This is a genomic window from Streptomyces sp. Inha503 (genome assembly GCF_047215865.1).
Classification (GTDB): domain Bacteria; phylum Actinomycetota; class Actinomycetes; order Streptomycetales; family Streptomycetaceae; genus Streptomyces; species Streptomyces lycopersici.
The window spans coordinates 7,375,916-7,401,045 of the sequence record NZ_CP178360.1 but is presented as its reverse complement, the minus strand read 5'-3'; the positions used below and the strand labels follow the sequence as shown (position 1 = coordinate 7,401,045).

Below are 25,130 nucleotides of genomic sequence, written 5' to 3'. Positions count from 1 at the left end.
GTCGAGCGCGGGGTGGAGTGGTCGATCGGCCGCTGTGTCGCCCCATGGACCAGCTGACGGTGTTTCGGCGCGGGGGCCCAGCGTACGGTCAAAGAGACCGATCAGCGGAAGGGCCGGCGAGCGATGGTCCTGGGAGCGGCCGCGATCGTGGTGGCGGTGGTCTCAGTCGTGGTCGCCTTCATCGTCCCGGGACATGAGGGGTCGCAGGAAGCGCACTCGAAGAGCTCGCGCGCCGACGCCCGTGAGGCGTCGCCCACCGTCTCGCCTACGCCCACCCCGACCGCACCGGGCGAAGAAGCATCCGGTGCCGAGCACATCGGCACCGCGACCACAGCCCCCTCCTGCCACGGAACCGTCCGCCCCGGGCGGCGGAGAGGATACGGCGCCCACCCACGCGGCCAGTGAGCCGAAGCCGCAGCCGACCAAGGTCATCACTGTCACTCCGAAGCCGTCGGGCAAGTCCTCGAAGACACGGCCGTGGACCTCGTGCCACAGCACCTCGCGCCGGCACGGGAAGGGGAATACCGTACGTTCCTCCAGTCCAACCCGGATAGCTGGCTCATCGTGCTCTCGTTCCATAAGGATCCGTCACCGTTCCAGGCGCGGGGAGTAACTCATCAAGGAGCCACCGCTTTTGTCCTTCGGGAGGAGACACAGCCGCTCGACCTGTCGCTGATCGGCCGAGAGGAGCCGGAACGGGCGGTGGTTGTGCAATTACTCCGCAGCGCCGTCCCCATTTCGGCGTGTGCGTCGCGAAATCTGACGCGGGGGCCGGTGCCGCTGAGGAACGGTCCCGGGGTGCTTCTGGCCCGATTCCTGGAAGGAGTCGCCGACCAGTGCGCGATGCTGGAATCGGCACCGATCGGGCGCCTCGGATCGGCCGTCATAGGCCTCTCGGCAATGTTTCTCACCAGCATGGTGGAGCGGCGGGAGGCGATTTCCTCCTCTGGCACGCTGTCGCGCCGATCTGGCGGACGCGTGCCATGCGGGCCGGACGGTCGGAATGCCGCCGCACCCCCTCACGTCGGGGCATCGGCGCCGTCGAAGCATTCCCTGCCGGGTTGATGAGCGGACGGGTAATAGCAAGCACGAAGGCGTGAGGGATGAGCCGCGGAGATCATGGCAGTGGTGACCGGGCCCTGGTCCGACGGCAAGGCGGTCACCACGACGCTCTGGCGGCGTCCTCCCGGCCCGGTGATCTCGATGCGGAAGCCTTTGTGCGTGGGCCGGGTACGGATCCAGCCCGCCCGACAGCTCGGGCTGAGGCGAATTTCGAGACGGGTGCCGTCATCGGCCGTGTGCGATGCCACGGTGATGGGGTCCTCGCAGGCCGTGGTGCGAGGGTTGCGGCCTTCGCAGGACCCCAGGCGGCAGACGGGCGGGCGCATGCGTGACGCATGGGTGACACCGTGCGACATGTGGTAAATGGCGGCCGGCGTGATCATTGCCGCACATGCGAGCACGACGCCGGCCGTAGCGGTTCGAGGCCGTCTGGTGATGAAGACAGAGGCCGCCAGGAGCACCCGGTGCAATGGACCGGCGTGCCGACGCGGGGCCGGGTCGTCGGGCCTGACCGTAGCGGCATGCTCAGTGGTGGGGGACGAGCGGACGTGGCCGCCCGCGATGCCGTGCTCGCGACAGCTCCAGGCCGCGTCCGCCAGGGCCCACCGGGCCAGGATTCCGGCGTCGGTCTCCCCCACCACCTGGCACAAGGCCACGACAGCGTGACGTGGTGGGAACTGCTTCCCGTTGAGATACCGCTCCCAGGACGACTTGCTGATGGCTGTCGCTTCCGCCAACTCGGCCAGGTTCAGGCCGCTGCGGGCCTTCAGCTCCCGCAGATCGGTGACCGACTTCGCACATTCGGCGGGCAGGGTCAGGGGCAGTTCGCGCCAGCGGGACGTCCTCCGCGAGTTCTCCACGCACCGAGCCCTTCCTCGTCACGACCGGGTGTTCACTCCACGTGGCGAAGAAGCGCCCACGTCTGCTCCCCCACCACGCCGTCGGCGGGGACATGGTCCTGCCGCTGCAATCGTTTGACCTGCGCTTCCGTATGCGGTCCGAAGTATCCGTCGATATCCCCCGGGGACAGCTTGTGACGCAGGAGGAGACACTGCACCTCGGCCGCGTCGGGGCCCGTGCTGTTGAGCATGACCCGATGGGTCATAGCCGTGCTGTTCCCGGCGAATACCAGGTCGTCGCGCCGGGTGTACGTGCAGGTGTACTTCCCGACGTCGGCGGTGACTCCTTGTCTGCTCCCGGCCTTCGGATGCCGCGCGTCCATGACCAGCAGTACGGAAACGACCGCGGAAAGCAGGAGCGCACCCGCGGCCACGGACAACGCCACGACTCGTATCCGTGGCACCTCGGACTCCGGCGCACCTCGCGCCGGATCGCTTCCGGCCGTGGAGTCAGCGTCCGAGGCCGTGTTCCAGGTCCTTTCGGCGGCGTCCCGCAACTCGAGTAGAGGTGCGGCATCCTCGCCGGCGATCCTGGCCATGGCTTCGACGGCCGCCTCGGGAGGCAGGACCTTGCCGTTGAGGTAGCGCTCCCACGATGAACCGCTGAAGGGCGTCTTCGCCTGGAGGGAAACCAAGCTGAGGCCGCTGCGGTCCTTCAACAGCCGCAGCTGTCCTACGAACCGCCGCCCGTTCGAGTCGAGTGACGGGGGCAGTGCTCTCCATCTCACTACGCTCCCCCTCCGCAGTCCGCCCAGAGTCTCCTCCCGTCCGGCTGATCGTGGAGCGCTTTCGACCTCGCTGTCCTACTTCCAGGCGCCAGATCCGGACATCGCGTGAGTGGACGTGGACTTCCCAGGACCACGTCAGGGCCACGACGAGATCACAGGTGACCGTCCGGGAGGTCCCGGGACATCTCCGGTTGTTCATTTTGGCTGGTGAAGCACCACGTCACCCAAGAACAGTGATTCCGGCCACGGGTCACCAACGCCGTGGAGTCGCCCGCGTACTTCTCCAGACGAAAGGTACTGACTGATGTTCATGCGCAAGGCTGTCGTCGCCGCCGCGGCGGCGCTCGCCCTGACCGGCACGTCGATCGGCGTCGCCGATGCGGCCATGGCCGCCGACGTCACCTCGGCGAGTTCCGCCGCCGTGCAGTCCTACAGCTGCTCCAGGACGTACTACAGCGGCACGGCCATCACCGAATCCGGTGACACCGGAAACAGGGTGATCGAGGTGCAGTGCCAGCTCTACCACCGCGGATTCCTCAGCGCCGGACAGGTGGACGGCATCTTCGGGAGCATCACCTACAACGCGGTTCTCCGCTTCCAGAACGAGTACAACAGCATCTGCCATGGTGGCCTCTCGGTCGACGGCGTCGTTGGCACATACACCTGGGCCGCGCTGCGCTCTGCCTGCCCAAGCTGAACGCCGGGACCACCGAACGCCCTCACGATCTTGGATCGTGAGGGCGTTGACGGCAGAGCGCGCGGTCACGGAGCAGGTGGCGCCCGACCGCTTGCCGCGCAGGACGTTGGGGCTACACACTCCGCGTCGCGAACACCGCCGCGCCCACCAGGGCCTGGTCCTCGCCGTCGTCGTGTACCGACAGGGTGAGGCGGGTGAGCCGTGGGTCGTGGTGGGCGAGGCCGGCCGTGAGGGGTGGGCCTATCAGGGGCCAGGCGGCGGTGATGGAGCCGCCGAAGACGACCGTGTCGGCCTCGAAGGCGGTCAGCCATGGGGCGAGGGCGGCGCCGAGGGCGCGCAGGGCCGTGGCGATGACGTCGCGGGCGGTGGCGTCGTCGATCGCGGCGAGGGCCGTCAGCTCGCGTAGCCCGTCGACGGGACGGCCCGTGCGGTCCGTGTAGTGGGCGGTCATCGCCCGGGTGGAGACCGTGTCCTCCAGCGGACGGCCGTCGACGGCGAGCAGGTCGACGCGGCCCTCGGGCGGCACGCACGGGTCGTCCTCGACGATCGTCCCCCGGTCCAGGAACGCCGAGCCGACCCCCGTGCCGAGGGTGACCGCGACGAGGCGGCGGCTCTCCGCGTGGGCCGTGTGCCGGGCGCCCAGCGCGAAGGCGGAGGCGTCGTTGAGGAACCGCAGCCGGGCCGGGCGCGGGTTCAGACGCGGTGTCAGGAGGTCGCCGACGGCGAGGCCGTCCAGCGCGGCGAACTTGCCGACGCCGTGGTAGCGGGCGATGCCGCGCGCGTAGTCGAACGGCCCCGGGACCGCGATGCCCCAGGTGTCGCGGATCCCGCGCGCGCCGAGCGCCGTCGCCGAGAGCGCAGGGGTCGCAGAGTGCGCAGGGGTCGCAGAGGACGCAGAAGGCACAGAGGACGCAGAAGGCACAGAAGGCGCCGAGAGCCCGGAGAGCGCGCCGTTCGCGGCCTCGGCGAGCGCCGTGAGGAAGTCCTCGGGGCCGACGCCGGGCGTCAGCGGCAGGCGGCGCCTGGTGCCGTCGGCGATCCGGCCCCGGTCGAGGTCGACGGCCGCCGCCGTGACATGGGAACCGCCCACTTCGAGGACGGGCACGACGGAGGGCTCGTCAGCGCGTCGGTGCGGCACGGCGGGATTTCCGGAAGCCGTCATCGGCGCCTACCGCGGTGCCGGATGGTCGACGAGCGTGGTCGCGATGGTCACGCGCCGCGGCGGCTGCGGGGCGGTGCTCGCCTGGCGCTCGAACAGCAGCGTCGCGGCGGCCCGGCCGAGTTCGACCGGGTCGTAGGAGACGACGGTGAGCGGCAGGTGCAGCATGTCGGCGAGTTCGATGTCGTCGAATCCCGCGAGGGCGACCGGCTCCGCGTCCTGTGCCCGGTCCCGCAGGGCACGCAGCGCGCCCACCGTGTTCCGGTTGTTGGCGGTCAGCAGCGCGGTCGGCGGGTCCGGTAGGGCGAGCATGGCCCGCGCCGCCTCCTCGGCGAGGGCGCTGTCACCCCGGTGCCGGCTGATGTACCGCTCGTCGAGCGCGATGCCCGCCTCCTCCAGCGCCACCGCGTAGCCCCGGAAGCGCTCGGAACCCGTCCACAGCGACGGCGGCAGACCGAGGAAGCCGATGCGCCGGTGGCCGCGGGCGACGAGGCCGCGGCACGCCTCCCGGGTGCCGCCGAAGTCGTCGACGAGGACGCAGTCCACGTCGACTCCCATCGGCGGGCTGGCCGCGAGCACCACCGGGAGGTCGCGCAGCCGTGTCCCGCCGAGGTGGCTGTGGTCATGACCGGCCGGGGCGACGACCAGGCCGTCCACGCCGCGGTCCACCAGGTCGGCCACCACCTCCCGTTCGGTGGCCGGGTCCTCGCCGGTGCTGCCGAGCATGACCCGTGCGCCGTAGCCCACGCAGATCTGCTCGAGGCCCACGGCGAGTTGGGAGTAGAACGGGTTCGCCAGGTTGGTCACGACCAGGCCAATGAGCTCGTTCGGGCCGCCCGAACGCAGCTCTCGGGCCCGCTTGTTGGGGCGGTAGCCGAGGGCAGCCACCTCGGCGAGCACCCGCTGGCGGGTGGCCTCGCCGATGCCGCGCTGACCGCGCAGCGCGCGGGAGACCGTCATCGGGCTGACGCCGAGCCGCGCGGCCACGTCCCGCATGGTGAGGGCCGGCTCGGACTCCGAGTGTGCGCTCATACCACCTGTGCCTTCACCAGACGGACCGGCTCCGGCCCCTGAGCATGCACGTGGTAGGCGGTGGCGGACGCCGGGACTGCGAGAGTTTCGGCATAGTGTACGGAGTGCCGGCGCCCGGCGGCGGTGGTGATGACCGCGCCCTGCCCGTCCACGACGGTCAGCACATGGAAGCGCCCGTCGGTCCGCTGCTCGGCGGTCCGGCCCGGTTCGACGACGATCCGGTGCACCTGGAAGAACATCGCCGGCAGCGCGCCCAGCACCTCCTCCCGCCAGCCGTCCCCCGCGCGCAGCGGCCGGGGCCGCTGGATCAGCTCGCGGGCGACCGCGGCGCCCGACCGCGCCGGGTCGAGATTGCGGAAGGCGTGCTCCACGTGCACGGCACGCTGCCGGTCCGCCGGGTCCCGCCGCAGCCAGTCGTAGAACCGCAGTGAGTACAGATAGGGGGTGGCGCTGACCTCGAGGACGACATTGCCCTCGCCGCTGCCGTGCGGCGTACCGGCCGGGACCAGGTAGAGCTGCCCGGCCTCGGCGGGGAACACCTGCACATACCGCTCGATGTCGAACGGTGTGCCGTGCGCGTCGGCGGCGTGCGCGCTGTGGTGGAACGCCTCGACGTCGGCGCCGTCACGCAGTCCGAGGAAGACCTTGCCGTGCTCCCCGGCGTGCATCAGGTAGTAGGTCTCGTGCTGGGTGTACGGCCAGCCGAAGACGTCGCGCATGTCGTCGGGCCTGGGGTGGCAGTGGACGGACAGATTGCCGCCGCGGACGGTGTCGAGGTAGTCGAAACGGACCGGGAACGACGTGCCGAACATCTCGTGCACGGTCGGGCCGAGCACATCCACCGGGGAGAGCGCGACAACGAGCTGGAACGGCACCTCCACACACCGGGAGGCGTCGTCGCCGAGCAGGACGCCGCTCTCCGGCGCGATCAGCTCGTAGCCGAGCGCCGTGTTCTCCGCGTCCGGGTTGTGACCGAGCGTCTCCTGTGCCCAGTGCCCGCCCCACGGCGTCGAGTTGAAGGTCGGCCGGGTGCGGAAGGGGCGGGTGGCGAGCGACCGGCAGGTCTCGCGCAGCGCCTGGCCGCCGATCGACGTCGGGGCTACGGTATCGGTAACGTCGAACCATCGGTCGATCCGCTCCGCCATGTGGTCGCGATGGCGGTCGAGCAGCGGCCAGTCGATGTAGAGCAGCCGCCGCAGGGTCGGCGGTTCGTCCTCGGGCGCCGCGAGGTTGCGGCCCCGGCCGTGCTTGACCGCCGCCTCCGCGTACCGCTTCGGCAGGTCGGCCCACCACAGGACGTCGGCGTCCGCGAGCGCGGCGCCGGGCCCGAGCAGGACGCGCAGCGCGCCGCCCCCGGCCGGGCCGGATCCGTCCGGATCGGATTCGGTCTCGCCCCATCCGCCCGCGCCGGACTCGCCCGCACCGGATCCGCCCGGATCGGCGAGCGCCGCCAGGGCCCGCGGGTCCATCAGGTCGGAGAGGTCGCCGCCCGCCAGCCGCGCGAAGTCGGGGTCGCCCCGTAGCTCGTCGGAGTCCGTGAGCCGCCGCACCGTCTCCCAGTCGCGCACCGCCGTACGGACGTCAGCGAACTCCACCCGGGGGCCCCCGTCGCCGAACGCCGCGCCCAGCCCGGCGGCGACGGCGGCCCAGTCCAGTACCGCGGGGCCGTCCACGGCGAGGACCCGGGTCCCCTTCGGGAGCGTCCCGGCCGCGTCGGCCCAGCCGACGGCGACCGCGTCGGCGAGGACCGGATAGCACGGTGTCGGATCGTACTGCGGTGCCTTCACCTTGACCTGCGGACTCTCGCCCATGTCACCAATCCCGTGAGATACGTTAACGCGACTTCTTTTCAAACCACCTGCACACCTGTACGTTACCGATAACTTACCAGGTCACTGATTCCGTGACGAGGGGGTCAGATGGGCTCGATCGACATGCCAATCGACATGCCACAGGGGATGAGCAGGCGTCGGCTGTTGGCCGCCTCCTCCGCGGGCATCGCCGGCCTTGCCCTCAGCGCGTGCGCACGAGGTTCGATGAGCCGGCCCGCGCCCGCCGACGTGGTCTCGGTGTTCAACGACAACCCCACCTGGTCGCCGGGTTTCCGGGCGGCGGGCAGGAAGTTGCGGCCGCTGTCCGGCTTCCGGCTCGCCCCGCGGGCGGTTCCCAACGTCAGCAACTATCAGCAGATCGTGCGGATGTCGGCGCAGACCGACTCCACGGCGGATCTCCTCAAGTGGTGGAACGGGTACCGGCTGCGTGACATCGCCCGCGCCGGGATCCTCGCCGATGTCACCGAGGCCTGGGACGAGGCGGCCCGGCGCGGCTGGAGCGACGACACCGCGTTGCGCGAGACCTTCAGCCATGAGGGAAGGCAGTACGGCGTTCCGCTCTACAAGTCGTACTACGTGGTCTTCCACAGCCGCCCCGTCTTCAAGCGGCTCGGTGTGGAGGTACCGACGACATGGCAGGAGTTCCTCGACGTGGTGGACGCCGCCCACGCCAAGGGCATCACGCCGATCTCCTCCGGCGGCGCGACCACCTGGGAGTCCTCGATCTGGTTCCAGCAGCTCGTCAACGGGCTCGACCACCGCTTCTACCTCGATCTCACGGCGGGCAGGGCCTCGTACACCGACGATGTGTGCCGACGCGCGATGGCCCTGTGGAGCGATCTGTACCGGCGGGGCGCGTTCTCCTCCGCCGACGCGTCTGCCACGGACCTGCCGGGTCAGTTCGCGCAGGGCCGCACCGCCATGTGCCTCTACGGCGCCTGGAACACCGGGGCGTTCCTCGACGCCGGGGTCAAGGACGCCGACCTCGGCGCGTTCCTGCTGCCTCCGCCGCCCGGCGGCAATCGCTCGGTGCTCGTGGAGAGCGGCGTACTGGCGGTGTCGGCACGGGCCCACAAGCGCGACGCCGCCCTCGCCGTGGCCCGCGCCTGGCTCGACCCGGCGGTCCAGACGGCGTGGACGGGATTCCTCCGGGACACCTCCGCCGACCCTGACGTCGTGCCGGACGTGGGCACCGTGCGCCAGGTCGCCGCCCAGGTGCGGCGGGAGCGGCCGAAGCAGGCCATCCGCTACTGGGAGGCATCGCCCCCCGTACTGATCGAGGGGAACGTCCAGGATCTGAGCGCCTTCATGATCGACCCCACCCCGGCGAAGGCGACGCGGACCCTGACGAACATGCAGCACCGAGCCGACAAGGAGTGGAAGGTGTGGACGTCCTGACCACTGCCGACGAGGCAGCCAGCCGAACGGGGCCACACCGGCCCGAACCCCTCGCTCCCGATCCGCGCTCCGCCCGCTTCCGCTCCGCCGCCTGGGTGGGCGCGTTCCTGGCGCCCGCCGTGGCGCTGGTCCTGCTGCTCCTGATCGTGCCCTTCCTGATCACCGCATGGCGCAGCCTCTTCGACGACAACGGCATCACCGCGCGCTTCGTCGGCCTGGCCAACTACACCGCGCTGTTCACCGACCCCGACTTCGGCCGGTCGCTGCTGAACACCGTGCTCTGGGTGGTGGGCACGCTGGTCCTTCCCGTACTGCTGGGCCTGCTGCTCGCGGTGCTGACCCACTCGATGCGCTGGGGCGCGGTGGCCCGTACCGCCGTGGTCATCCCGTACGCGCTCTCCGGCTCGGCGACGGCGCTGCTGTGGACGTACCTGCTGAGGAGCGACGGGGCGGTCAACCAGACGCTGGGCGCGGTGGGGCTCGGCGGCTGGCAGCAGGAATGGCTGCTGCACTGGCCGTTGAACACCCTCGTCATGATCGTGGCGACGACATGGCAGGCGACCGGGGCCTCGCTGATCCTGTTCCTGATCGGGCTCCAGACCATTCCCACGGACACCATCGAGGCCGCCCGGATCGACGGCGCGCGGGGCCTCCAACTGTTCCTGCGCGTGATCGTGCCGCAGCTGCGGCCGATGACCGTCGTGGTGGTGGGCATGTCCATCGTCAACAGCCTCAAGACCTTCGACATCGTGTGGCTGCTCACCCAGGGCGGCCCCGGAACGGCCTCCGAGACGCTCGCGCTGACGATGTACCGGCAGACCTTCACCCTCAACCGGTATGGCTACGGCGCGGCCGTATCCGTCGTCCTTACGGTCGTCGTCATCGCCGCCTCCTGGCTCTACCTGCGGCAACAGGTGCGGCAGCGGTCCGGGGAGGGCGTATGACGGGCAGGACGGCGCGCGGCGTCCTGGTCACCCTGGTCTCCGTGCTGTGGCTGGTGCCGACCTGGCTGGTCGTCGTCAACGCCTTCACCCCGGCGAAGCAGTACACCGGATCCCCGCGGTGGTGGTTCGCCTCCCCCGGGCTGTTCGCGAACATCCGCACCGCGTTCGAGAGCGCCGACGTCGGGCGGGGACTGCTCAACACCCTGATCTACGCGGTGATCGGGGCGGCGGTGGCGGTGGTGATCGCGGCACTCGCCTCGTTCGCCGTCACCGTGATGCCGGTGCGGCGGCCCGGGCTCTGGTTCTGGTTCATCTTCATCGGCACCGTGCTGCCCCTCCAGACGTTCCTGTCCCCGCTGTTCAGCGGGTACGCCACCACCGACCTCTACGACACCCAGTACGGCATGCTGCTGATCTACGTGGCGCTGACGATCCCCTTCGCGTTCTTCGTCAACCGCAACTTCATGCTCACCGTGCCGAGGGAGATCTCCGAGGCGGCCCAGCTCGACGGCGTGAACTGGCTGTCGATGTTCCTGCGGATCCATCTGCCGCTGGCCAGGAACGCGCTGCTGGCCGCGTTCATCTTCCAGTTCACCTGGATCTGGAACGACCTGCTGTTCGGCATCACCTTGTCGCTCAGCCCGAACGTGCGGCCGGTGACGGCCACACTCGCCGACCTCAACGGCAACTACGCCACGGTGGGGCCGCCCGTCGTGCTCGCGGGCGCGCTCATCGCCTCGGTGCCGACCGTGGTCCTCTTCTTCGTGTTCCAGCGCTTCTTCGTCAACAGCCTGCGGCTCACGGCCTGAACTCGCGGCTCACGGACTGAACCCGCGGCTCACGGACTGAAACGAACCACTGAACCACCCCGGGAGAGAAGACACACATGACGACGCGCGCCCTCGTACGCGACCGCCGCTGGTCCACCGACAAGGCCCGGACGAGCATGATCGGCCTCGCCGTCGCCGCCACCGCGCGGGCCGGCACCACGGAACTGCGGGCCCTGCCGGAACATCTCGTACGCCGCGACGCCGCCGGGGCCGGTGCCCGGCGCGGGGTGCGCATCCTCATCTCCGGCGAGGCGCCTGACCCCGGCGATTGGTCCTTCGACGTGGAGATCGCAGGCCGTGGCCGGGTGCCGGTCGAGGTGCTGCCCGCGCCCGGCGGACCGCGCCTGATGCTCCCCCTGGAGCGCGACCGCCGCGACGTGCGCGTGGAGGCCCGCAACGGCGACGCCTCGGCGGTGCTCGCCTTCGCGCTGGAACCGCCGCGGGACTGGACGATCCACCTGGTCCACCACTCGCACCTGGACATCGGCTACACCGACCCCCAGGGCACCGTCCTCGGCGAACACGTCGCCTTCCTCGACTCCTGTCTCGACCTGACCCGTACCACCGACGGCTGGCCCGACGACGCCAGGTTCCGGTGGGCCGTGGAGTCGCTGTGGTCGTTCGAGCAGTGGGCCGCCGTCCGGCCGCCGGAGCGGGTCGCGGAGTTCATCGAGCGGGTACGCGCCGGCCAGATCGAGCTGACGGCCATGCCGTACAACCTCCACAGCGACACCTGCTCCACCGACGAACTCCACGAACTGCTGCGGCTGGCCCGCCGGGTGCGGGACACCTACGGGATCGACTTCCGCTCGGCCATGCAGACCGACGTGCCCGGCTCCGTCGCCGGGCTGCCGGACGCCCTGTCCCCCCTGGGCGTGCGCTACCTCTCGGTGGCGCACAACTGGGCCGGGCGCTCGGTGCCCACCACCAACGGCGGGGCGCGGCTGCCGCGCCTGTTCCGGTGGCGCGCCCCGTCGGGCAAGGAGGTGCTGGTGTGGATGACCGACAGCCCCCACGGCCTGGCCTACATGGAGGGGCCCGTGCTGGGCTTCGACACCTCCTACGCCATGGTGGACGACCTGCTGCCCGCCTATCTGACGTCGCTCGCGACCAACCCCTACCCGTTCCCGCCCGAGCTCCTCGGCTCACCGGCCCCCGCGCCGGGCGAGCGCGAGCCGTACCCGTGGGACGTGCTGCACCTGAGGGTGCAGGGCCACTTCGGGGACAACGCGCCGCCGCGGCTGATCCTCGCCGAGACCGTACGCCGCTGGAACGAGACCTGGGACAGCCCCCGGCTGCGGCTGTCCACCAACACCGACTTCTTCACCGACGCCGAGGCCCGCCTCGGCGACGCCATCCCCGCCTTCGAGGGCGACTGGGGCGACTGGTGGGTCGAGGGCGTCGGCTCGGGCGCCCGGCCCCAGGCCATGGTGCGCCGCGCCCAGTCCACCGTCACCGACGCCGCCACCCTGTACGGCATCGCCGCCCTGGCCTCCCCCGCGGGGCCCACCGCCGACCTCGCCACCGCCGCCCGCGCCGGGGCCGACCAGGTGTACCGGTCGGTGTCCCTGTTCAACGAGCACACCTGGGGCGCCGCCGACCCGTGGACCCACGGTGACGCGGGCGGCGAGTCGGGCGAGCAGCAGTGGCACTGGAAGTACGGTTACGCGCTGCACGGCGACAACGACGCCGACACCTTCCTCGACCACGCCTCGGCCGCGCTCGGCGCCGTACTGCCCACCGCGGCCGGCGCCGATGTGACGTACTGGGCCGTCAACACCACTGCGGCCGCGCGCACCTCGGTCGTGACGGTGTTCCTGCGCGAGAGCCGTGTCCCGCTCGCGAGGGCGGTGTCGGTGGCCGACGGCCGCACCGGCGCGAAACTGCCCGTGGTCCAGGAGGCGCAGACCAACCCGGTCCACCGGGACGCCGGGCGGTGGCTGCACGTCCACGTACCCGATGTGCCCCCGTTCGGCCTCGTACGGCTGGACGTGACGGTGACCGGCGAGGAGAGCGGCAAGGTGGTGGCGTCCCCCGCGCCGCTCCGCCTCGACGGGGACGAGGACGGCCAGGAGGGCGAGAAGCGCAAGGCCCGCGCCGTACCCCTGCCCACCGCCGACGACCTGATCCTGGAGAACGGCCACCTGCGCGTCCGCGTCGACCTGACCAGGGCCTGTGTGGCGAGCCTCGTCGAGAAGGCCACCGGCCGCGAACTCGTCGACCAGGACGCCGTCGTCGGCTTCAACGGCTACGTCTACGACACGTACACCACCGCGGGCGGCTACAACCACCAGGCCAACAAGACCACCGTGAGCGAGGAGCTGGAACTCCTCGGCTCCCGCACCCTGGCCCGCCCCGCCGTGCTCCTCGAACGCGTCGACGACGCGCTCGGCGGTCGCCTCACCTACGAGTACGCGGCGGACGGCGTCCGCCGGGCCCGCACCACGATCAGCCTCGGCCGCGACGACGCCCACCTGGTGATCGACAACCGCTTCGACAAACCCGCCACCATGACGAAGGAGAGCGCGTACCTCGCGTTCCCGTTCGCGCTGACGCGGCCCACGGTCCACTACGAGATCACCGGCGCCCTGACCGGCACCGGCCTCGCCCACGTGCCCGGCGCGCCCCAGCACATGCGTGCCGTCAGGTCGTTCGTCTCCCTGACCGACGACGGCGGCCCCGTCGCCTGGATCACCAGGGACGCGCCACTGGTCGAACCGGAGACCATCGCCCTGCCCTACGCGCCCTTCCCCGACTCGACGTCACCGCGACAGCCCGGCACGGTCTACTCCTGGGTGCACAACAACCTGTGGGACACCAACTTCCCGTCCCAGCAGGCGTTCCACACCACCTTCCGCTACGCGGTGGGCGTCCGGCGGCGCGGCGAGACCATCGACGCCAACGCCCTGGCACTGCGCACCGCCTACGAGGTCGACCACCCGCTGATCGGCGTCCCGGCACACGGCACCCCCGACGCGGCCCGGCCGGCCGAACTCGCGCTGCTCTCCGTGGACGACGCCCGCATCGCGGTCCGCGACGCCGCCCCGGTCCCGGGCGACGACGGCGTCGACCTGCTGGTGCGGCTCCAGTCCTTCGCCACGGAACCGCGCACGGCCCGCCTCCGCTGCGGCTTCCCCGTCACCGCCGCGCAGCGCGCCACCTACCTCGGCGACCCCGACGGCCCCGCCACCCTCGACGGCGACGACATCCTCGTGGAGATCCCCCGCCTGGGCACCACGGCGGTACGGGTGCGGCTGACGCCGCGGGGATAGCGGGGCGGCACCCCGCCCGCCACCGGCCCGGGTCCGGTGGCGGGCGGCTCCTACGACACGCTCCATCACGGCCATGTGCTGGAAGGAGCAGCACGGGGATCGCGCTCAGTAGCGATCCCAACCGCGGTGATGCGGAGGGCAAAGAGCTCCGCTCGTTCGGCGGGGCCTGGCGTCGGTGCCTCATTGGCCCTCCTCTGACCGGGCCTGCCGCGCGGCTCTCTCGTAAGCAGCGAGCAGCCGCTCCCCGGTCTCGCATATGACACCGGGTGTCCGGCAGGCCGGGCAGCCCGCAGCGTGCTCCAGGACCGCGCGCCATTCGTTCGCGGCGGCCGGGCTCGCCTCGGGGTCCTTGGCAGCGGCGAGCCCGGCGGCCAGGCATCTGCGTGCCGCCTGGCTGTCGGCTCCAGTGGTGTAGAGCGCGCTCCAGGTCTCCTCGGCGAAGACCTCCTGCCCGTGGAGCTGGAAGCGGTGCAGGGTGCCCGGCGGTGGGGTGGCACCTGCTTGGAAGGGCACGGCCAAGATCCGAGGCCCGTGTGGGGAGGTGCCCAGTCGTTGCAGGTGGGCCATCTGGGCTGCCATGGCCTGTGGGTTTCCGAAGGTGCGCAGGAGCGTCGCCCCGTCGAGGATGACGGTGACGTCCCGCGGTTGGGTGGACGATGGCAGCAGGGGCAGTTGGACTACGGGGTATCCGGTGATCTGCACGATGCGCGGGATGATGGCCGAGGCGTAGACGCAGATCGCGGATGCCTGTTGCTCGCAGGCGCGGAGTCGGTCCGCCCAGCCTTCGGCGTTGTCGTGGATGGTGCCCGTCCTGCGCTTGGGATCTCTCGGCTGCTGGCCTGCCAACCGCGGCGCGCCGATGATGGTGGACCAGTCGGTCACCCCGTAGGCCCTGGCCAGTGTGGACACGTCCCGCCACTCCTGTGCCACCTGGCCGGTCTCCATCCGGCTCAGCTTGGCCGCCGAGCCGCGGATGGACTCGGCGGCGTCACAGAGCTTGAGGCCCTTGGCCCTCACCGGCCGACCTCCCGGTCAGGGCCGAGCTCGGCGGCGACCGCCTGGGCCAGGGCCCCGCGTAACAGAGGGCTGTCCGTGAGGTAGCGGTCGGGCCCGAGCGGGACGCGCCAGTGCAGTATCGGCCCGGCGGTGTGGCGGATGGGAGGCACACCGATGTACGAGGTCGAGACCGCACCGAGCGTCTGTACCTGTGGGAGGCGCCGCCAGTACTGGGCGCCTCCCGCGACGATCAGCCAGTACATCTGCGCGTAGTCGGCGATGACGGCGCCAGTCGCCCCGCCGAGTAACTCCAGCGCTCGCTCACCGATCGCCACGGGAGCGCGCACGGCATCCCAATGGGAGCCGACCCGGACCATCTCTATATCGGCGCCTTGCGGTGGCGTCCACGGCTCTGTTTTACGGCTGCTGGTCTGCACGGGGTCCCCCGGCGTCATCGGTGATCAGGTGATGACCGACCGTAAGAGCGCCGGGGACGGAGGAGGGGCAGAGATTCTGCCCCTCGAACGCCGGTTCAGGCAGCCAGCACGCCGATCTTCACTGCCAGTTCGGCAGCGCGCCGACGATGCGCCGGAGACTTCGACTCGGTCTCCTCCAAGATGATGCGGCGTGCGTAGCCGTTGTAGCGGATCGTCTCCGGCGCGGCCTCGTACGCCTTGTCCAGCGTCGCCAGCGCGGTCTCCGGCTGTCCGTCCAGGTGGTAGCCGCGCGCCTCCTCGATCCGGTGCCGGGCTCGCCTCGGCCGTGAGGGAATCGTCTTGGCGTCCGCCTTCACGGCCTGTCGTACGGACTCCCCGCCCGCGTGCAGCTCGACGGCGACCGTGACCGCGTGCGCGCCCATGATGCCTCGGGAGAACGACGTCATGGGGTGGTAGTAGTCGGCAGGAAGCCGCTCGGCCATCTCGCGGGCGGTGTCCCAATGGCCCCAGGCAGCGCCGGTGTCACCGCGGCGGGCCGCGGTGTATCCGGCCTCGAACCGCAGGGCGCCGGCGATCGCGCGTACGTTGTCCGGCGCGTCCGGCAGTAGTGGGGTGAGGTGGCGCAGCGTCTCCATGGTGACCGCGTCCGCCGCGTCGTAGTGGGCGGGACCGCTGTCGCGGTGGGCCTGGGCGGCGAGCCATGCCGCCATGCCGATGGCGTGCGGGTCCTCGCTCTCCTGGGCCGCGACCATACCGCGTTCGGCAACGCGCCAGAGGAGCGCCGAATCGGGCTGGTAGGCGATGAAGAACTGGCTGAGGCTGTAGACCTCGGCGAGGACCGCTTGAGCTGCCCGCCGTTCGGGGGCGCGGTCGGCCTGACGTACGGCGAGTTGCGCATCCCGGATGAGGGCCGGCAAGAGGCCGCCGATCACTTCGCGGTGGTTGGGTGCGGAGTGACGGGCGGACCAGGCGCTTTGGAGACGTGCGCTCAGATGCGCGGGCGACGGCGCGTCAGATGACATGGCCTTGCCCCTCTCTGTCCAGCTCGTCACTGCCAGGGTATGGGCAGGGCCGTTGCCGTGTGAGGCGGTTCACTCCCAAGCAGTCGCTACCGCGCGGGTGGCTGAGCTGCCCGGAACCAAGGTCTGTCTGAAGGACCTGGACGGGCCCATGCGCGTCAGCACTGGTCGGCACGGACGAGTGGCACACGGTCGATGGGCGGCCGTTCGTCGTCTACAAGGACGCGGCCACGCTGAACGGCCGGACTCCGGCTGATGCCCGGGACCCTCGATGACGTCGCACCCACCGTGACGAGCTCCGGGTCACGCGGAACCAGGTCGTCCTCGCATGGCTCATGCGACAGGGGATCGATCCCATCGTCGGCGCGAGCCGAGTGGAGCAGATCGAGGAGGCGCTGGCCGCACGCCGTGTGCGGCTCGACGACGAACACGTGGTGCGCCTCGCCGAGGCACGAGCGCCGTACCGGCTACAACTGAGCTCGATCCGGGTCCGACGGCAACGAGGTGTCGCCGCTCAGGTAGCGCCCCGGGGAGGTGCCGACCGTTCGCCGGAACGCCGCGAGGAACGCGCTTGGGGTCGCGTAGCCCACGGTGTGCGCGACCCGGGAGACGGGGTGGCCTTCGGCGAGGAGGGAGAGGGCCGCGCGCAGTCGCGCATGGGTGCGCCAGCGGTCGAAGGTCATGCCGGTGTCGCGGGCGAACAGCCGGGTGAGGGTGCGTCGGCTCACTCCCACGGACCGTGCGTGCGCCTCCAGGCCGCGGGGGTCAGCGGGGTCGGCGAGCAGCGCCTCGGTGACGGCGCGTACGCGGTCGTCGGCCGGGGTCGGCACGTTGATGGGGGTGCTCGGCAACGGGCGCAGCAGGTCCAGTACGACGCCCTCGGCCCGCAGCCGGGCGTCGTCGGGGAGGTCGTTCCGGCCGAGGTAGGCGATCAGGTGGGCCAGCAGCCCGTCGACGCCGACCGGTGTGGGGCCGGGCCAGTCCAGATGGCACCGGTCGGGTTCGAAGTAGAGGCCGCACAGCACGGCGTCGCGGGTCGCGCCGGTCCGGTGGACGATCCCCCCGGGCAGCCACAGCGCCCGGGTGGGTGGCAGAACCCAGTAGGCGTCGTCGACGGCGACGCCGAGTACGCCGCGCCGTGTCCAGGCCAACTGGTGCTGTGGGTGGGAATGCCGGGCGAACCACTGTCCGGACGCCAGCGGAAAGTGTCCGACGACGATGGCGCCGACCCCGGGCGGTACGGGTCCCACGATGGCCTCGGTGGCCTCGGTCATGCCGCCCAGCGTATGTCCCCAAGGCGATACGGTCTGGCCTCGTAGCGCATCGCGGCCAGAACGGCCGGTGCATAGCGTCGCCGTATGACGATCCCTCATCCGCGCCGTGGGCGCCGCCGCGTCACGAACGGGTCGCCGGGTTCGGCGGCGGCCGGCGCCACCGGCCGCCGTGGACCGGCCCTGGTGGTGCTGTGTCTGGTGCAGTTCATGCTCGTCCTGGACGACAACGTGGTGAGCGTGGCGCTCCCCAGCATCCGCGACGACCTCGGCTTCACCGCCGCCGGCCTGGCCTGGGTCGTCAACGCCTACTTCCTCGCCTTCGGTGGGCTGTTGTTGTTCTTCGGCCGCATGGCCGACCTGTGGGGCCGCAGACGCGTCTTCCTGACCGGGGTGGCGCTGTTCGGCGCGGCGAGCCTGCTCTGTGGGCTGGCGCGGGAGCCGTGGCAGCTTGTGGGCGGGCGGTTCGTCCAGGGAGCGGGGGCGGCCATGGCCGGCCCGGCCTCGTTGGCGCTGATCACCCTCCTGTTCCCCGGTGACGGGGAGCGCGCCAGGGCACTCGGCGTCTGGGGCGCCGTCGCGGCTCTGGGCGGCACCTCCGGTCTGGTGATATCCGGTGCGCTGACCGGCCTCGCCTCCTGGCGCTGGATCTTCCTGATCAACCTGCCGGTGGCCCTCATGGCCCTCGCCCTGCTCCCGCGCCTGGTCCCCGAGAGCCGGACCAGCCGCCCGGTACGCCTCGACGTACCCGGTGCGGTCCTAGGCACCGGCGCCCTGGTGTCCCTGGTCTACGGGCTGCTCCGGACCGAGTCGGGCTGGGGACACCCGGCCGCTGCCGGACCCCTGGTGCTCGCCGTCGTCCTGGCCTTCGCGTTCATCACGGTCGAGGCGCGCACCGCTGAGCCGCTGGTACCGCTGTCGTTCCTGTCCTTCCGCGTCCGCGCCGTCGCCAACGGGGCGACCCTGCTGTTCTCCGCCGCCTTCTACGCGATGGCCTTCCTGCTGATGGTGCACCTTCAGACGGTGCTGGGCTACCGCCCCCTCGCGGCCGGCGTCGCCTATCTCCCCTACGGCGCCGGGATCCTCGCGGGTATGTGGCTCTCCTCCCGGGCGGTGGCCGGGCTCGGCATGCGCTGGACGCTCATCATGTCGTTCCTGATCAGCGCGGCCGGACTGGTGCTGCTGTCCGGAGTGGCACCGAGCGACGGCTACGCCTCCGGAGTGCTGCCCGGCATGCTCGTCACGAGCCTCGGCTGCGGACTGAGTCTGCCCGCCCTGGCCGTCGCCGCGCTCACGGGCACGACCGAGGAGAACGCCGGTCTCGGCTCGGCGTTCCTGAGCTCGGTCCAACAGGTCGGTGGCGCGGTGGGCGTGGCGGTCCTGGTCGCTCTGGCCACCCGCCGCGGCGAGGCCCTGGCCGCGGCGGAAGGCCCACGGCGGGCCGCGGCGGAGGGCTTCTCCTACGCGCTCTCCATCGCCGCCGCCCTCCTCGCGCTCGGCGCCGTCCTCATAGCCGCCCTGCTCGGGAAGGACCGCCGCCCGGGTCACGCACCCGACGCCGAAGAAGCTCCGGCCCAGCACGGAACCCGTACGTAGGCACGGAACCCGTACGTAGCCGCCGCACCCGTACCCAACCGCCGCTTGCCGTGCCTCGGACCCGGGTGAGGGGCGGCGAACGGACTGATCCCCGTCCGCCGCCCCGTTCCCGCATATGGCCCGTCAGGCGGCCGCGGGCCGTGCCTCAGCCGCGGGCAGTGCCGCGAGGCGGCCGGTGCGGTGCAACCCGTACAGAGCCACGGCGCAGGCCAGGCCCAGCGCCAGCAGCGCGAGCCATGGCAGCGCGGACATCCCCGCCGCCCGGGCAGCGTCCAGCGCCGCGCCGGTGAGCAGGTTGCCCAGGGTGATGCCGACGCCGCAGATGGTGTTGTACAGCCCGTAGTGGGTGGCCACGAGCCGGTTCCCCGACAGCCGGACGATGGTGTCCATCTCGAACGGGTAGGCGATCATGGTCCCCAGCGCGAGCAGCGATGCCGAGAGCGCCGACGGGACGGCGGCGAGCAGCCAACGGCCCACACCACCGTCCGGGACTGGAACGGCGGTCGCGAGCAGCAGCGGTGCGAACGCCACACCCATCGAGAACAGCCCCCAGGTCAGCGCCTGCCCCGGCGCCATCCGGGCCTTGCACCAGGCGGTGACCTTCGTCTGTCCGAGGATGGTGCTCAGTCCCGAGACGGCGAACAGCAATGCCACCGCCACCGTCCCGGACTCACCCTCGCCGCCGAGGCGGCGCACTTCCAGCGGCAGGGCCAGATAGACCTGGAACGACAGGACATACGAGCCGATCATGGCGACCGAGAAGAGCAGGAAGGGCCGGTTGGCCACCACCTCTCGCCACTGCGACAACACGCTCTCGCGTCCCGTGTCCTGACCGGCCTTGGCGTTGTCGCCCCTCCGGGGCGGCAACGCACGGATCTGTACGACGCTGAGCAGGGCGAAGACCGCTGCCGCGACCAGGCAGGTGATACGGAAGTCGATGCCGGTCAGCACCATGCCCACCAGCGGGCCGAGCAGGATTCCCGCCTGGTAGAAGATGTTGAACAGGGCGAACGCCTCCACTCGGCGCTCTCCAGCATCCGCCGCGAGGTACGCCCGTACCGCGGGGTTGAACAGGGCACCGGCCAGCCCCGTGGCCGCCGAGGCGGCGAGCAGCGCGGGCAGGGAGTCCACGAGTCCGAGAGCGGCGAATCCGACGGTGCGCAGCACGCATCCGGCGATGATCAGCGGCTTGTAGCCGAACCGGTCCGCCAGTGTGCCACCGACCAGGAACATGCCCTGCTGGCTGAAGTTGCGCACTCCCAGGATGAGTCCGACGAGCCAGCCGGCCAGCCCCAGAGTGCCGGACAGGTGGGCGGCCAGATAAGGCATGAGCATGTAGAAACCCAGGTTGATGGTGAACTGGTTCACCATCAACAGCTGGACACTGCCCTCATAGGAACGCACCTGTGTGAACAGCGACTTCACTACGCCACCTCCTCGTCGGACTCCTCGGTGGCGTCCTGGAGGGTGAGGGGGTCGGCCACGGTGGTGCACCGGCTCCAGCGGTGCACCTCCTTTTCGTCCAGGCGGCCGATCAGGTCTGGTTCGGATGCGGGGGGTGAGCCCAGCAGGCCATGGGCGGCGCAGTAGTCGTCGTCGTAGACCGTCCCCAGGTAGCGTTGCGGTCCATCGGGGAAGATGGCCACGATCCGGGCCTCCGCGGGCATGGTCCGGACGAGCCAGCCCGCCACCAGGGCGACCGCTCCGACGCTCCATCCGCCGGTGGCGTAGTGGGACGCGGCCAGTTGGCGGCAGGTCCACACGGCTTCCGCGGGGGCCACCCAGTGCACTTCCGAGAACTGGTCGTAGGCGACGTTGCGGGGGTAGATGCTGGATCCCAGCCCCCGCATCAGGCGGGGCCTGGCGGGTTGACCGAAGATCGTCGATCCGATGGTGTCGACTCCGACGACCGTCAACTCGGGGTAGAGCTGGCGCAGGACCCGGGAGACCCCGGCGGAGTGTCCGCCGGTGCCGACGCTGCACACCAGCACGTCGATATGGCCGAGCTCGCGGGCCAGTTCGAGCGCGAGCGGGGTGTACGCGGTGACGTTGTCGGGGTTGTTGTACTGGTCCGGGCACCATGAGCCCGGGTGCTGGTCCCGCAGTCGCTGGACGCGGTCACGGCGGGCCTGCTGCCAGCCACCGGTCGGATGGGGCTCGGAGACGACATTGACCTGGGCGCCGAACGCGGTCAGCAACCGGGTCATGGACGACTCCAGCCCCGGATCGGTGACCAGGGTGACCGGGTGGTGGTAGACCATGCCCGCCAGGGCGAGCCCCAGTCCCAGGGTCCCGCTGGTGGACTCGATGATCCGGCCGCCGGGCCGCAGGTCACCGCGGGCCCGGGCCCGTTGGACCATATGCAGCCCGGGACGGTCCTTGATGCCGCCGGGGTTGAAGCCCTCCAGCTTGGCCCAGAAGCCACGTCCCGCCGGGACGAAGGGCTCGGACACTCGCAGGAGCGGGGTGTTGCCGACCAGCCCGGAAAGGGCGGACCTTGCGGTCAGCTGACCGGTGTCGGCGGTGGTCGAGGAGTGCATCTTTCCGCTTTCTTCTCAGAGCGTGAAAAGCTGTCGGGTCGTCTGATCGCGTCCCGGCGGGACCCCGTGGCGCGCTTCCCGGATCCGGGGTGCGCTCGTTCGGGTACGCCGGTATGACGGCGGTCGCGGGCACGGTCTAAATGCGCCACCGGCAGACGACGGACAGCCTGGAACTCCCGGCCAGCACTCTGCCGCTGCTCTGTTCTCCGGGGTGTGCCACGGCGCGGATGGCCGCAATGGCGAATGCCGGAGCTACGCCGACGGTCGGTACCAGCTCCCGCGCGGGCGCCGGTGGCCTCGGCACGGACAGACCGGCGATACCGCGTGGAGCGCAGGACCCCGCGCTGGGTACCACCTCGGTATCGGAGCCCACGGGCGATGCCGCCTGCGCGGACCCCCCGGACGCGATCGGCACCTGAGCGCTCCGATGGCCTGACGCCTCATGTGGCCCGGCACAGTCCAGAACGGCCAGCAGCAGTCCGCACAACACAACGGCGACGAGGCAGCGGTGCCAAGGAGACCCCGGTAAGGAAGGTAAGGAGGGTAAGGAAGCAGGGCGGACATGGAGATGGAACGGCAACGATTCCTCCGCATGGACCACCGCCCCCGACGCGGAGCGGGGAGGGACGGTGGACAGAGACCGGCAGGGCGGGGTTCAGCGCCCCGAATGTCCCCGAACCAGCGTGCTGAGCCGGCGGATCCGGGCGATCAGGGGCACCGCGCGCACGCGGCACCGGGCCGGGCCGGGCGTATGCGGGCATACGCCGACCGGCCGAGGGTGCCGGGGCGCCTAGATCCGCAGAACCACGCAGGCGGCGGAGTCCGTCAACGGGCATTCGCCCGAAGCCGACTTGACCAGGCCGGTCATTCCCGATGGCGCGGCCGGAGAAGCCGACGCCCGGCCGAACACCGCCGGGCAGGGGGCCACCCATCCGGAACCGTACTGCGGCTGACCCACCAGACACTCCGAGTGAGAGGAGTGATGGTCGCCGTTGCGGTGATCACCCGGGGACTCGGCCCCGCCGTCGGACGCCTTCTCGGCGGCGACGGACGCCGTCCCGATGTCGGCCTGGCTCACGGTCGCGCCCTGATCCACCGCACCGAACGCTAGATGCCCGGCTACGCCTTCCGCGCTCACGCCGTGCGCGTATACGAGCCCGAGCAGGAGCGCCGCCACCCACAGCACACGCAGCGGCCGCCGCGACGGGCGACACCACGACATAACAGAGGGAGACCAGGCCGTAACCATGCCGTGACACTAGCACTGGTGCCGAAGCGCCCAAGAAAGACCTGAGACTTCGCGCCAAGTTCCCGCACGGCCCCGCACGGCCCCGCGCGGCACGCGGCCGGGCCGTCGCCCGCGTTCGAACCTCCTACCCTGGCGTAGTGGACGATGCTTTACGGAGGTGAGACCACAGTGACGCTGGGGGCACTGGAGAGCGCGGTCATGCGGGTGTGCTGGGAGGTCCAGGCGCCGGTGACGGTCCGCGCCGTGCTCGGCAGACTCAACGAGGGCCGGGAACAGCCGCTGGCCTACACCACCGTGATGACGGTGATGACCCGCCTCGCGGAGAAGGGCTTTCTCGATCGGGCCATACAGGGGCGTGGCTACGCGTACACAGCCGCCGTCGCGGATGAGGCCGCGATCGCCGTACGGGAGGTGCTGCGGGCGCACGGGGATGCCGCGGTCGCGCATTTCGCCGCCGAGGCATCACTGGATCCGCGGCTGCGGGACCGTCTTCGGCGGCTGTTGGAGCAGTCGCCATGACCGGCAAGCGGGCCTTCCGGACTCTGGTGGCGGTGTCCGTGACGATTCACGCGGCGGTGGCCTTCCTCGGCTGCTGTCTGGTCACGGCCCTGGTCTGGCAGTTCACCCATCACGGGCTCGGTGCCGACGCGCGGTCGGGCGCCGCGTGGGCCGGCGCCACGCTGCTCGCCCTCTCCACGGCTGGAGCGATACGGTCCGCCCGGCGGCTATGGCTTGGACTCGGCGCGGCTCGGGCCGTGGACCGCCAGGTCCGCGCCGCCGCTGTCACGGATGCGGCCATCCACACCACCGCCCGGCAGGCGGGGCTGACCGCCCGCGTGGATGTGATCGAGAGTGCCGGTAACTTCGCGTTCACCCACGGTCTGCTGCGCCCCCGAGTGACGGTCAGCAGCGGGCTCATGAAGTCGGCGACTCCTGGGGAATTGCGTGCGGTTCTGGCCCATGAGGCCGAGCACGTCCGCGGGCGCGATCCGCTCAGAACGCTCGTGGCCGATTTCCTGGCGGCACGCCACATCGCGCTTCCGCTCCTGCGTCATCTGCGAACGGTGGTCGCCGCCGACCGTGAACTGGCGGCGGACCGCTGCGCGATGGCCCACTGCGGCGTCGGCGCCGTGGCCGGGGCGCTGCTGAAGGCCGGTGACACTCCCCGGTGGGCGGACACCGCCCCCGCCGCCGCGATGGGTGGCCGCGAGTTGCTGGCCGCCAGGATCACACAACTCGAGGGCACGGAACCGCCGCCCGTACGTCCGGAACACCGGCATGTGGCCGTCACGGCCGCCGGGGCCGCGCTCCACATATGGGCGATCGCCGGCTCCGCCTGGCTGATGTCGACGACTCCGTTGGCCTGCCTGGGGGGAGGTCACTGAGCTTCGGCGGCCAGCACCCCCTGTCTACTACGACCACATAGTATCTACTACGTGATCGTAGTAAGCTCGGAGTCCTACCCGCCGAGAGGAGTCACCCATGGCCGCCGCGACGGACCGGGAGAAGCCGATACGCCATGCGCTCTTCGCTCGCGTCTACCCGAGGATCAACGCCTTCGCCGAAGCCCACGGCGCCCTGGAACACCGGCGGGAGCTGCTGGCCGAGACCACCGGCCGGATCGTGGAGATCGGCGCGGGAACCGGCGCCAACTTCCCGCACTACCCAGCGAAGGTCGAGCAGGTCATCGCGGTCGAACCCGAGCCACACCTGCGTGAACTCGCGAAGCGGTCGTCGGCCGGGTCCCCGGTGCCGGTAGAGGTCCGGGCAGGCCGGGCCGAGGCGCTGCCCGTCCCCGACGCCTCCGTCGACGGAGTCGTGGCCTCGCTCGTCCTGTGCACGATCGCCGACGTCCCCGCCGCGCTCGGGGAAGCCGCCCGTGTGCTACGACCGGGCGGGCTCCTGTACTTCTACGAGCACATCCGGTCGACACGCCCCGTCCTGGCGAGGCGGCAGCGGATCACCAACGTGGTGTGGCCCCTGCTGGGCGGCGGCTGCAATCTCACCCGGAATCCCGAACCAGCCATCACCGCCGCCGGATTCAGGATCGAACGCGCACGGCACTTCGACTTCCTCATCAACGGCCGCACCACACCCAGCTCCCCGTGCGTCATCGGCGTCGCACGCAAAGCCGCACGCAAGGCCGAGACGTCCGCACGGTGAGGCACC

At 71.1% G+C, this 25,130-nt stretch carries 21 protein-coding genes and 3 pseudogenes; 11 read left to right on the top strand and 13 right to left on the bottom strand.

What is annotated here, in order from left to right:
* Positions 1 to 123: 123 nt before the first annotated feature.
* Positions 124 to 405, top strand: a complete 282-nt coding sequence (locus ACJX2R_RS31235; protein WP_413102842.1) for a hypothetical protein — start codon at positions 124 to 126, stop codon at positions 403 to 405.
* A 614-nt stretch (positions 406 to 1,019) separates the two neighbouring features.
* Here the strand turns inward: ACJX2R_RS31235 and ACJX2R_RS31230 are convergent.
* The 3 genes and pseudogenes from ACJX2R_RS31230 to ACJX2R_RS31220 form a co-directional block, all read right to left on the bottom strand.
* On the bottom strand, positions 1,020 to 1,445 hold the full coding sequence (locus tag ACJX2R_RS31230; RefSeq protein WP_413105984.1) for a DUF2690 domain-containing protein: 426 nt from the start codon (positions 1,443 to 1,445) through the stop codon (positions 1,020 to 1,022).
* A gap of 249 nt (positions 1,446 to 1,694) precedes the next feature.
* Positions 1,695 to 1,922, bottom strand: a pseudogene (locus ACJX2R_RS31225) (helix-turn-helix domain-containing protein); the annotation flags it as partial.
* A 32-nt stretch (positions 1,923 to 1,954) separates the two neighbouring features.
* Positions 1,955 to 2,689, bottom strand: a complete 735-nt coding sequence (locus ACJX2R_RS31220) for a peptidoglycan-binding protein (protein ID WP_413102841.1) — start codon at positions 2,687 to 2,689, stop codon at positions 1,955 to 1,957.
* Between the two features lie 304 nt (positions 2,690 to 2,993).
* Between ACJX2R_RS31220 and ACJX2R_RS31215 the strand changes: the two genes are divergently transcribed.
* Positions 2,994 to 3,386, top strand: coding sequence for a peptidoglycan-binding domain-containing protein (locus ACJX2R_RS31215; RefSeq protein WP_413102840.1), 393 nt, complete (start codon positions 2,994 to 2,996; stop codon positions 3,384 to 3,386).
* Between the two features lie 112 nt (positions 3,387 to 3,498).
* On the opposite strand, the gene ACJX2R_RS31210 is transcribed toward ACJX2R_RS31215, so the two are convergent.
* The 3 genes from ACJX2R_RS31210 to ACJX2R_RS31200 all read right to left on the bottom strand — a co-directional run bounded on the left by ACJX2R_RS31210 (position 3,499) and on the right by ACJX2R_RS31200 (position 7,388).
* Positions 3,499 to 4,491, bottom strand: coding sequence for an ROK family protein (locus ACJX2R_RS31210; RefSeq protein WP_413102839.1), 993 nt, complete (start codon positions 4,489 to 4,491; stop codon positions 3,499 to 3,501).
* 63 nt (positions 4,492 to 4,554) lie between these two features.
* Positions 4,555 to 5,577 (bottom strand): LacI family DNA-binding transcriptional regulator, encoded by a 1,023-nt coding sequence (locus tag ACJX2R_RS31205; RefSeq protein ID WP_413102838.1) that lies wholly within the window; start codon positions 5,575 to 5,577, stop codon positions 4,555 to 4,557.
* Positions 5,574 to 7,388 carry a class I mannose-6-phosphate isomerase gene (locus ACJX2R_RS31200; RefSeq protein WP_413102837.1) on the bottom strand — a complete coding sequence of 605 codons (1,815 nt, stop codon included), beginning with the start codon at positions 7,386 to 7,388 and terminating at the stop codon, positions 5,574 to 5,576. Before ACJX2R_RS31200 ends, ACJX2R_RS31205 begins: the two co-directional genes overlap by 4 nt.
* A gap of 147 nt (positions 7,389 to 7,535) precedes the next feature.
* On the opposite strand from ACJX2R_RS31200, the gene ACJX2R_RS31195 reads away from it, so the two are divergent.
* From ACJX2R_RS31195 to ACJX2R_RS31180, 4 genes are all read left to right on the top strand, one after another.
* Positions 7,536 to 8,807 (top strand): ABC transporter substrate-binding protein, encoded by a 1,272-nt coding sequence (locus tag ACJX2R_RS31195; protein ID WP_413102836.1) that lies wholly within the window; start codon positions 7,536 to 7,538, stop codon positions 8,805 to 8,807.
* Positions 8,795 to 9,751 carry a carbohydrate ABC transporter permease gene (locus ACJX2R_RS31190; RefSeq protein WP_413102835.1) on the top strand — a complete coding sequence of 319 codons (957 nt, stop codon included), beginning with the start codon at positions 8,795 to 8,797 and terminating at the stop codon, positions 9,749 to 9,751. The genes ACJX2R_RS31195 and ACJX2R_RS31190 overlap by 13 nt, the downstream gene beginning before the upstream one ends.
* A complete protein-coding gene (locus tag ACJX2R_RS31185) occupies positions 9,748 to 10,560 on the top strand; it encodes a carbohydrate ABC transporter permease (RefSeq protein WP_413102834.1) in 813 nt (270 codons plus the stop codon). The genes ACJX2R_RS31190 and ACJX2R_RS31185 overlap by 4 nt, the downstream gene beginning before the upstream one ends.
* Before the next feature lie 77 nt (positions 10,561 to 10,637).
* Entirely contained in the window at positions 10,638 to 13,853 is a 3,216-nt protein-coding gene (locus tag ACJX2R_RS31180; protein ID WP_413102833.1) for an alpha-mannosidase, read from the top strand.
* 180 nt (positions 13,854 to 14,033) lie between these two features.
* On the opposite strand, the gene ACJX2R_RS31175 is transcribed toward ACJX2R_RS31180, so the two are convergent.
* The 3 genes and pseudogenes from ACJX2R_RS31175 to ACJX2R_RS31165 all read right to left on the bottom strand — a co-directional run.
* Positions 14,034 to 14,870, bottom strand: coding sequence for a Scr1 family TA system antitoxin-like transcriptional regulator (locus ACJX2R_RS31175; RefSeq protein WP_413102832.1), 837 nt, complete (start codon positions 14,868 to 14,870; stop codon positions 14,034 to 14,036).
* Complete coding sequence (locus ACJX2R_RS31170; protein WP_413102831.1) at positions 14,867 to 15,196, bottom strand: hypothetical protein; 330 nt, start codon at positions 15,194 to 15,196, stop codon at positions 14,867 to 14,869. Before ACJX2R_RS31170 ends, ACJX2R_RS31175 begins: the two co-directional genes overlap by 4 nt.
* 185 nt (positions 15,197 to 15,381) lie before the next feature.
* Positions 15,382 to 16,293 (bottom strand): annotated as a pseudogene (locus ACJX2R_RS31165) (XRE family transcriptional regulator); the annotation flags it as partial.
* Between the two features lie 305 nt (positions 16,294 to 16,598).
* Between ACJX2R_RS31165 and ACJX2R_RS31160 the strand changes: the two are divergent.
* Positions 16,599 to 16,760, top strand: a pseudogene (locus ACJX2R_RS31160) (aldo/keto reductase); the annotation flags it as partial.
* A gap of 12 nt (positions 16,761 to 16,772) precedes the next feature.
* On the opposite strand, the gene ACJX2R_RS31155 reads toward ACJX2R_RS31160, so the two are convergent.
* Complete coding sequence (locus ACJX2R_RS31155) at positions 16,773 to 17,579, bottom strand: AraC family transcriptional regulator (protein ID WP_413102830.1); 807 nt, start codon at positions 17,577 to 17,579, stop codon at positions 16,773 to 16,775.
* A gap of 84 nt (positions 17,580 to 17,663) precedes the next feature.
* Between ACJX2R_RS31155 and ACJX2R_RS31150 the strand changes: the two genes are divergently transcribed.
* Positions 17,664 to 19,172: an MFS transporter gene (locus tag ACJX2R_RS31150; protein ID WP_413102829.1), complete on the top strand. Its 1,509-nt coding sequence runs from the start codon at positions 17,664 to 17,666 to the stop codon at positions 19,170 to 19,172.
* A gap of 123 nt (positions 19,173 to 19,295) precedes the next feature.
* Here ACJX2R_RS31150 and ACJX2R_RS31145 read toward each other — a convergent pair whose 3' ends face one another.
* From ACJX2R_RS31145 to ACJX2R_RS31135, 3 genes are all read right to left on the bottom strand, one after another.
* Positions 19,296 to 20,597, bottom strand: coding sequence for an MFS transporter (locus ACJX2R_RS31145; protein ID WP_413102828.1), 1,302 nt, complete (start codon positions 20,595 to 20,597; stop codon positions 19,296 to 19,298).
* On the bottom strand, positions 20,597 to 21,712 hold the full coding sequence (locus ACJX2R_RS31140) for a PLP-dependent cysteine synthase family protein (protein WP_413102827.1): 1,116 nt from the start codon (positions 21,710 to 21,712) through the stop codon (positions 20,597 to 20,599). Before ACJX2R_RS31140 ends, ACJX2R_RS31145 begins: the two co-directional genes overlap by 1 nt.
* Before the next feature lie 790 nt (positions 21,713 to 22,502).
* Positions 22,503 to 22,808, bottom strand: coding sequence for a hypothetical protein (locus ACJX2R_RS31135; RefSeq protein ID WP_413102826.1), 306 nt, complete (start codon positions 22,806 to 22,808; stop codon positions 22,503 to 22,505).
* 297 nt (positions 22,809 to 23,105) lie between these two features.
* Between ACJX2R_RS31135 and ACJX2R_RS31130 the strand changes: the two genes are divergently transcribed.
* The 3 genes from ACJX2R_RS31130 to ACJX2R_RS31120 all read left to right on the top strand — a co-directional run bounded on the left by ACJX2R_RS31130 (position 23,106) and on the right by ACJX2R_RS31120 (position 25,124).
* On the top strand, positions 23,106 to 23,480 hold the full coding sequence (locus tag ACJX2R_RS31130) for a BlaI/MecI/CopY family transcriptional regulator (RefSeq protein ID WP_413102825.1): 375 nt from the start codon (positions 23,106 to 23,108) through the stop codon (positions 23,478 to 23,480).
* Complete coding sequence (locus tag ACJX2R_RS31125) at positions 23,477 to 24,346, top strand: M56 family metallopeptidase (protein WP_413102824.1); 870 nt, start codon at positions 23,477 to 23,479, stop codon at positions 24,344 to 24,346. The genes ACJX2R_RS31130 and ACJX2R_RS31125 overlap by 4 nt, the downstream gene beginning before the upstream one ends.
* A 97-nt stretch (positions 24,347 to 24,443) precedes the next feature.
* On the top strand, positions 24,444 to 25,124 hold the full coding sequence (locus ACJX2R_RS31120; RefSeq protein ID WP_413102823.1) for a class I SAM-dependent methyltransferase: 681 nt from the start codon (positions 24,444 to 24,446) through the stop codon (positions 25,122 to 25,124).
* The last annotated feature ends 6 nt before the right edge of the window (positions 25,125 to 25,130 follow it).

What these genes read in the sequence shown, in the direction of transcription:
- ACJX2R_RS31150 (WP_413102829.1), top strand. Translation starts at nt 17,664, where the DNA reads ATGACGATCCCTCATCCGCGCCGTGGGCGCCGCCGCGTCACGAACGGG.
- ACJX2R_RS31130 (WP_413102825.1), top strand. Translation starts at nt 23,106, where the DNA reads ATGCTTTACGGAGGTGAGACCACAGTGACGCTGGGGGCACTGGAGAGC.
- ACJX2R_RS31230 (WP_413105984.1), bottom strand. Translation starts at nt 1,445, where the DNA reads ATGATCACGCCGGCCGCCATTTACCACATGTCGCACGGTGTCACCCAT.
- ACJX2R_RS31120 (WP_413102823.1), top strand. Translation starts at nt 24,444, where the DNA reads ATGGCCGCCGCGACGGACCGGGAGAAGCCGATACGCCATGCGCTCTTC.
- ACJX2R_RS31140 (WP_413102827.1), bottom strand. Translation starts at nt 21,712, where the DNA reads ATGCACTCCTCGACCACCGCCGACACCGGTCAGCTGACCGCAAGGTCC.
- ACJX2R_RS31195 (WP_413102836.1), top strand. Translation starts at nt 7,536, where the DNA reads ATGAGCAGGCGTCGGCTGTTGGCCGCCTCCTCCGCGGGCATCGCCGGC.
- ACJX2R_RS31180 (WP_413102833.1), top strand. Translation starts at nt 10,638, where the DNA reads ATGACGACGCGCGCCCTCGTACGCGACCGCCGCTGGTCCACCGACAAG.
- ACJX2R_RS31215 (WP_413102840.1), top strand. Translation starts at nt 2,994, where the DNA reads ATGTTCATGCGCAAGGCTGTCGTCGCCGCCGCGGCGGCGCTCGCCCTG.
- ACJX2R_RS31200 (WP_413102837.1), bottom strand. Translation starts at nt 7,388, where the DNA reads ATGGGCGAGAGTCCGCAGGTCAAGGTGAAGGCACCGCAGTACGATCCG.
- ACJX2R_RS31155 (WP_413102830.1), bottom strand. Translation starts at nt 17,579, where the DNA reads ATGACCGAGGCCACCGAGGCCATCGTGGGACCCGTACCGCCCGGGGTC.
- ACJX2R_RS31205 (WP_413102838.1), bottom strand. Translation starts at nt 5,577, where the DNA reads ATGAGCGCACACTCGGAGTCCGAGCCGGCCCTCACCATGCGGGACGTG.
- ACJX2R_RS31125 (WP_413102824.1), top strand. Translation starts at nt 23,477, where the DNA reads ATGACCGGCAAGCGGGCCTTCCGGACTCTGGTGGCGGTGTCCGTGACG.
- ACJX2R_RS31235 (WP_413102842.1), top strand. Translation starts at nt 124, where the DNA reads ATGGTCCTGGGAGCGGCCGCGATCGTGGTGGCGGTGGTCTCAGTCGTG.
- ACJX2R_RS31185 (WP_413102834.1), top strand. Translation starts at nt 9,748, where the DNA reads ATGACGGGCAGGACGGCGCGCGGCGTCCTGGTCACCCTGGTCTCCGTG.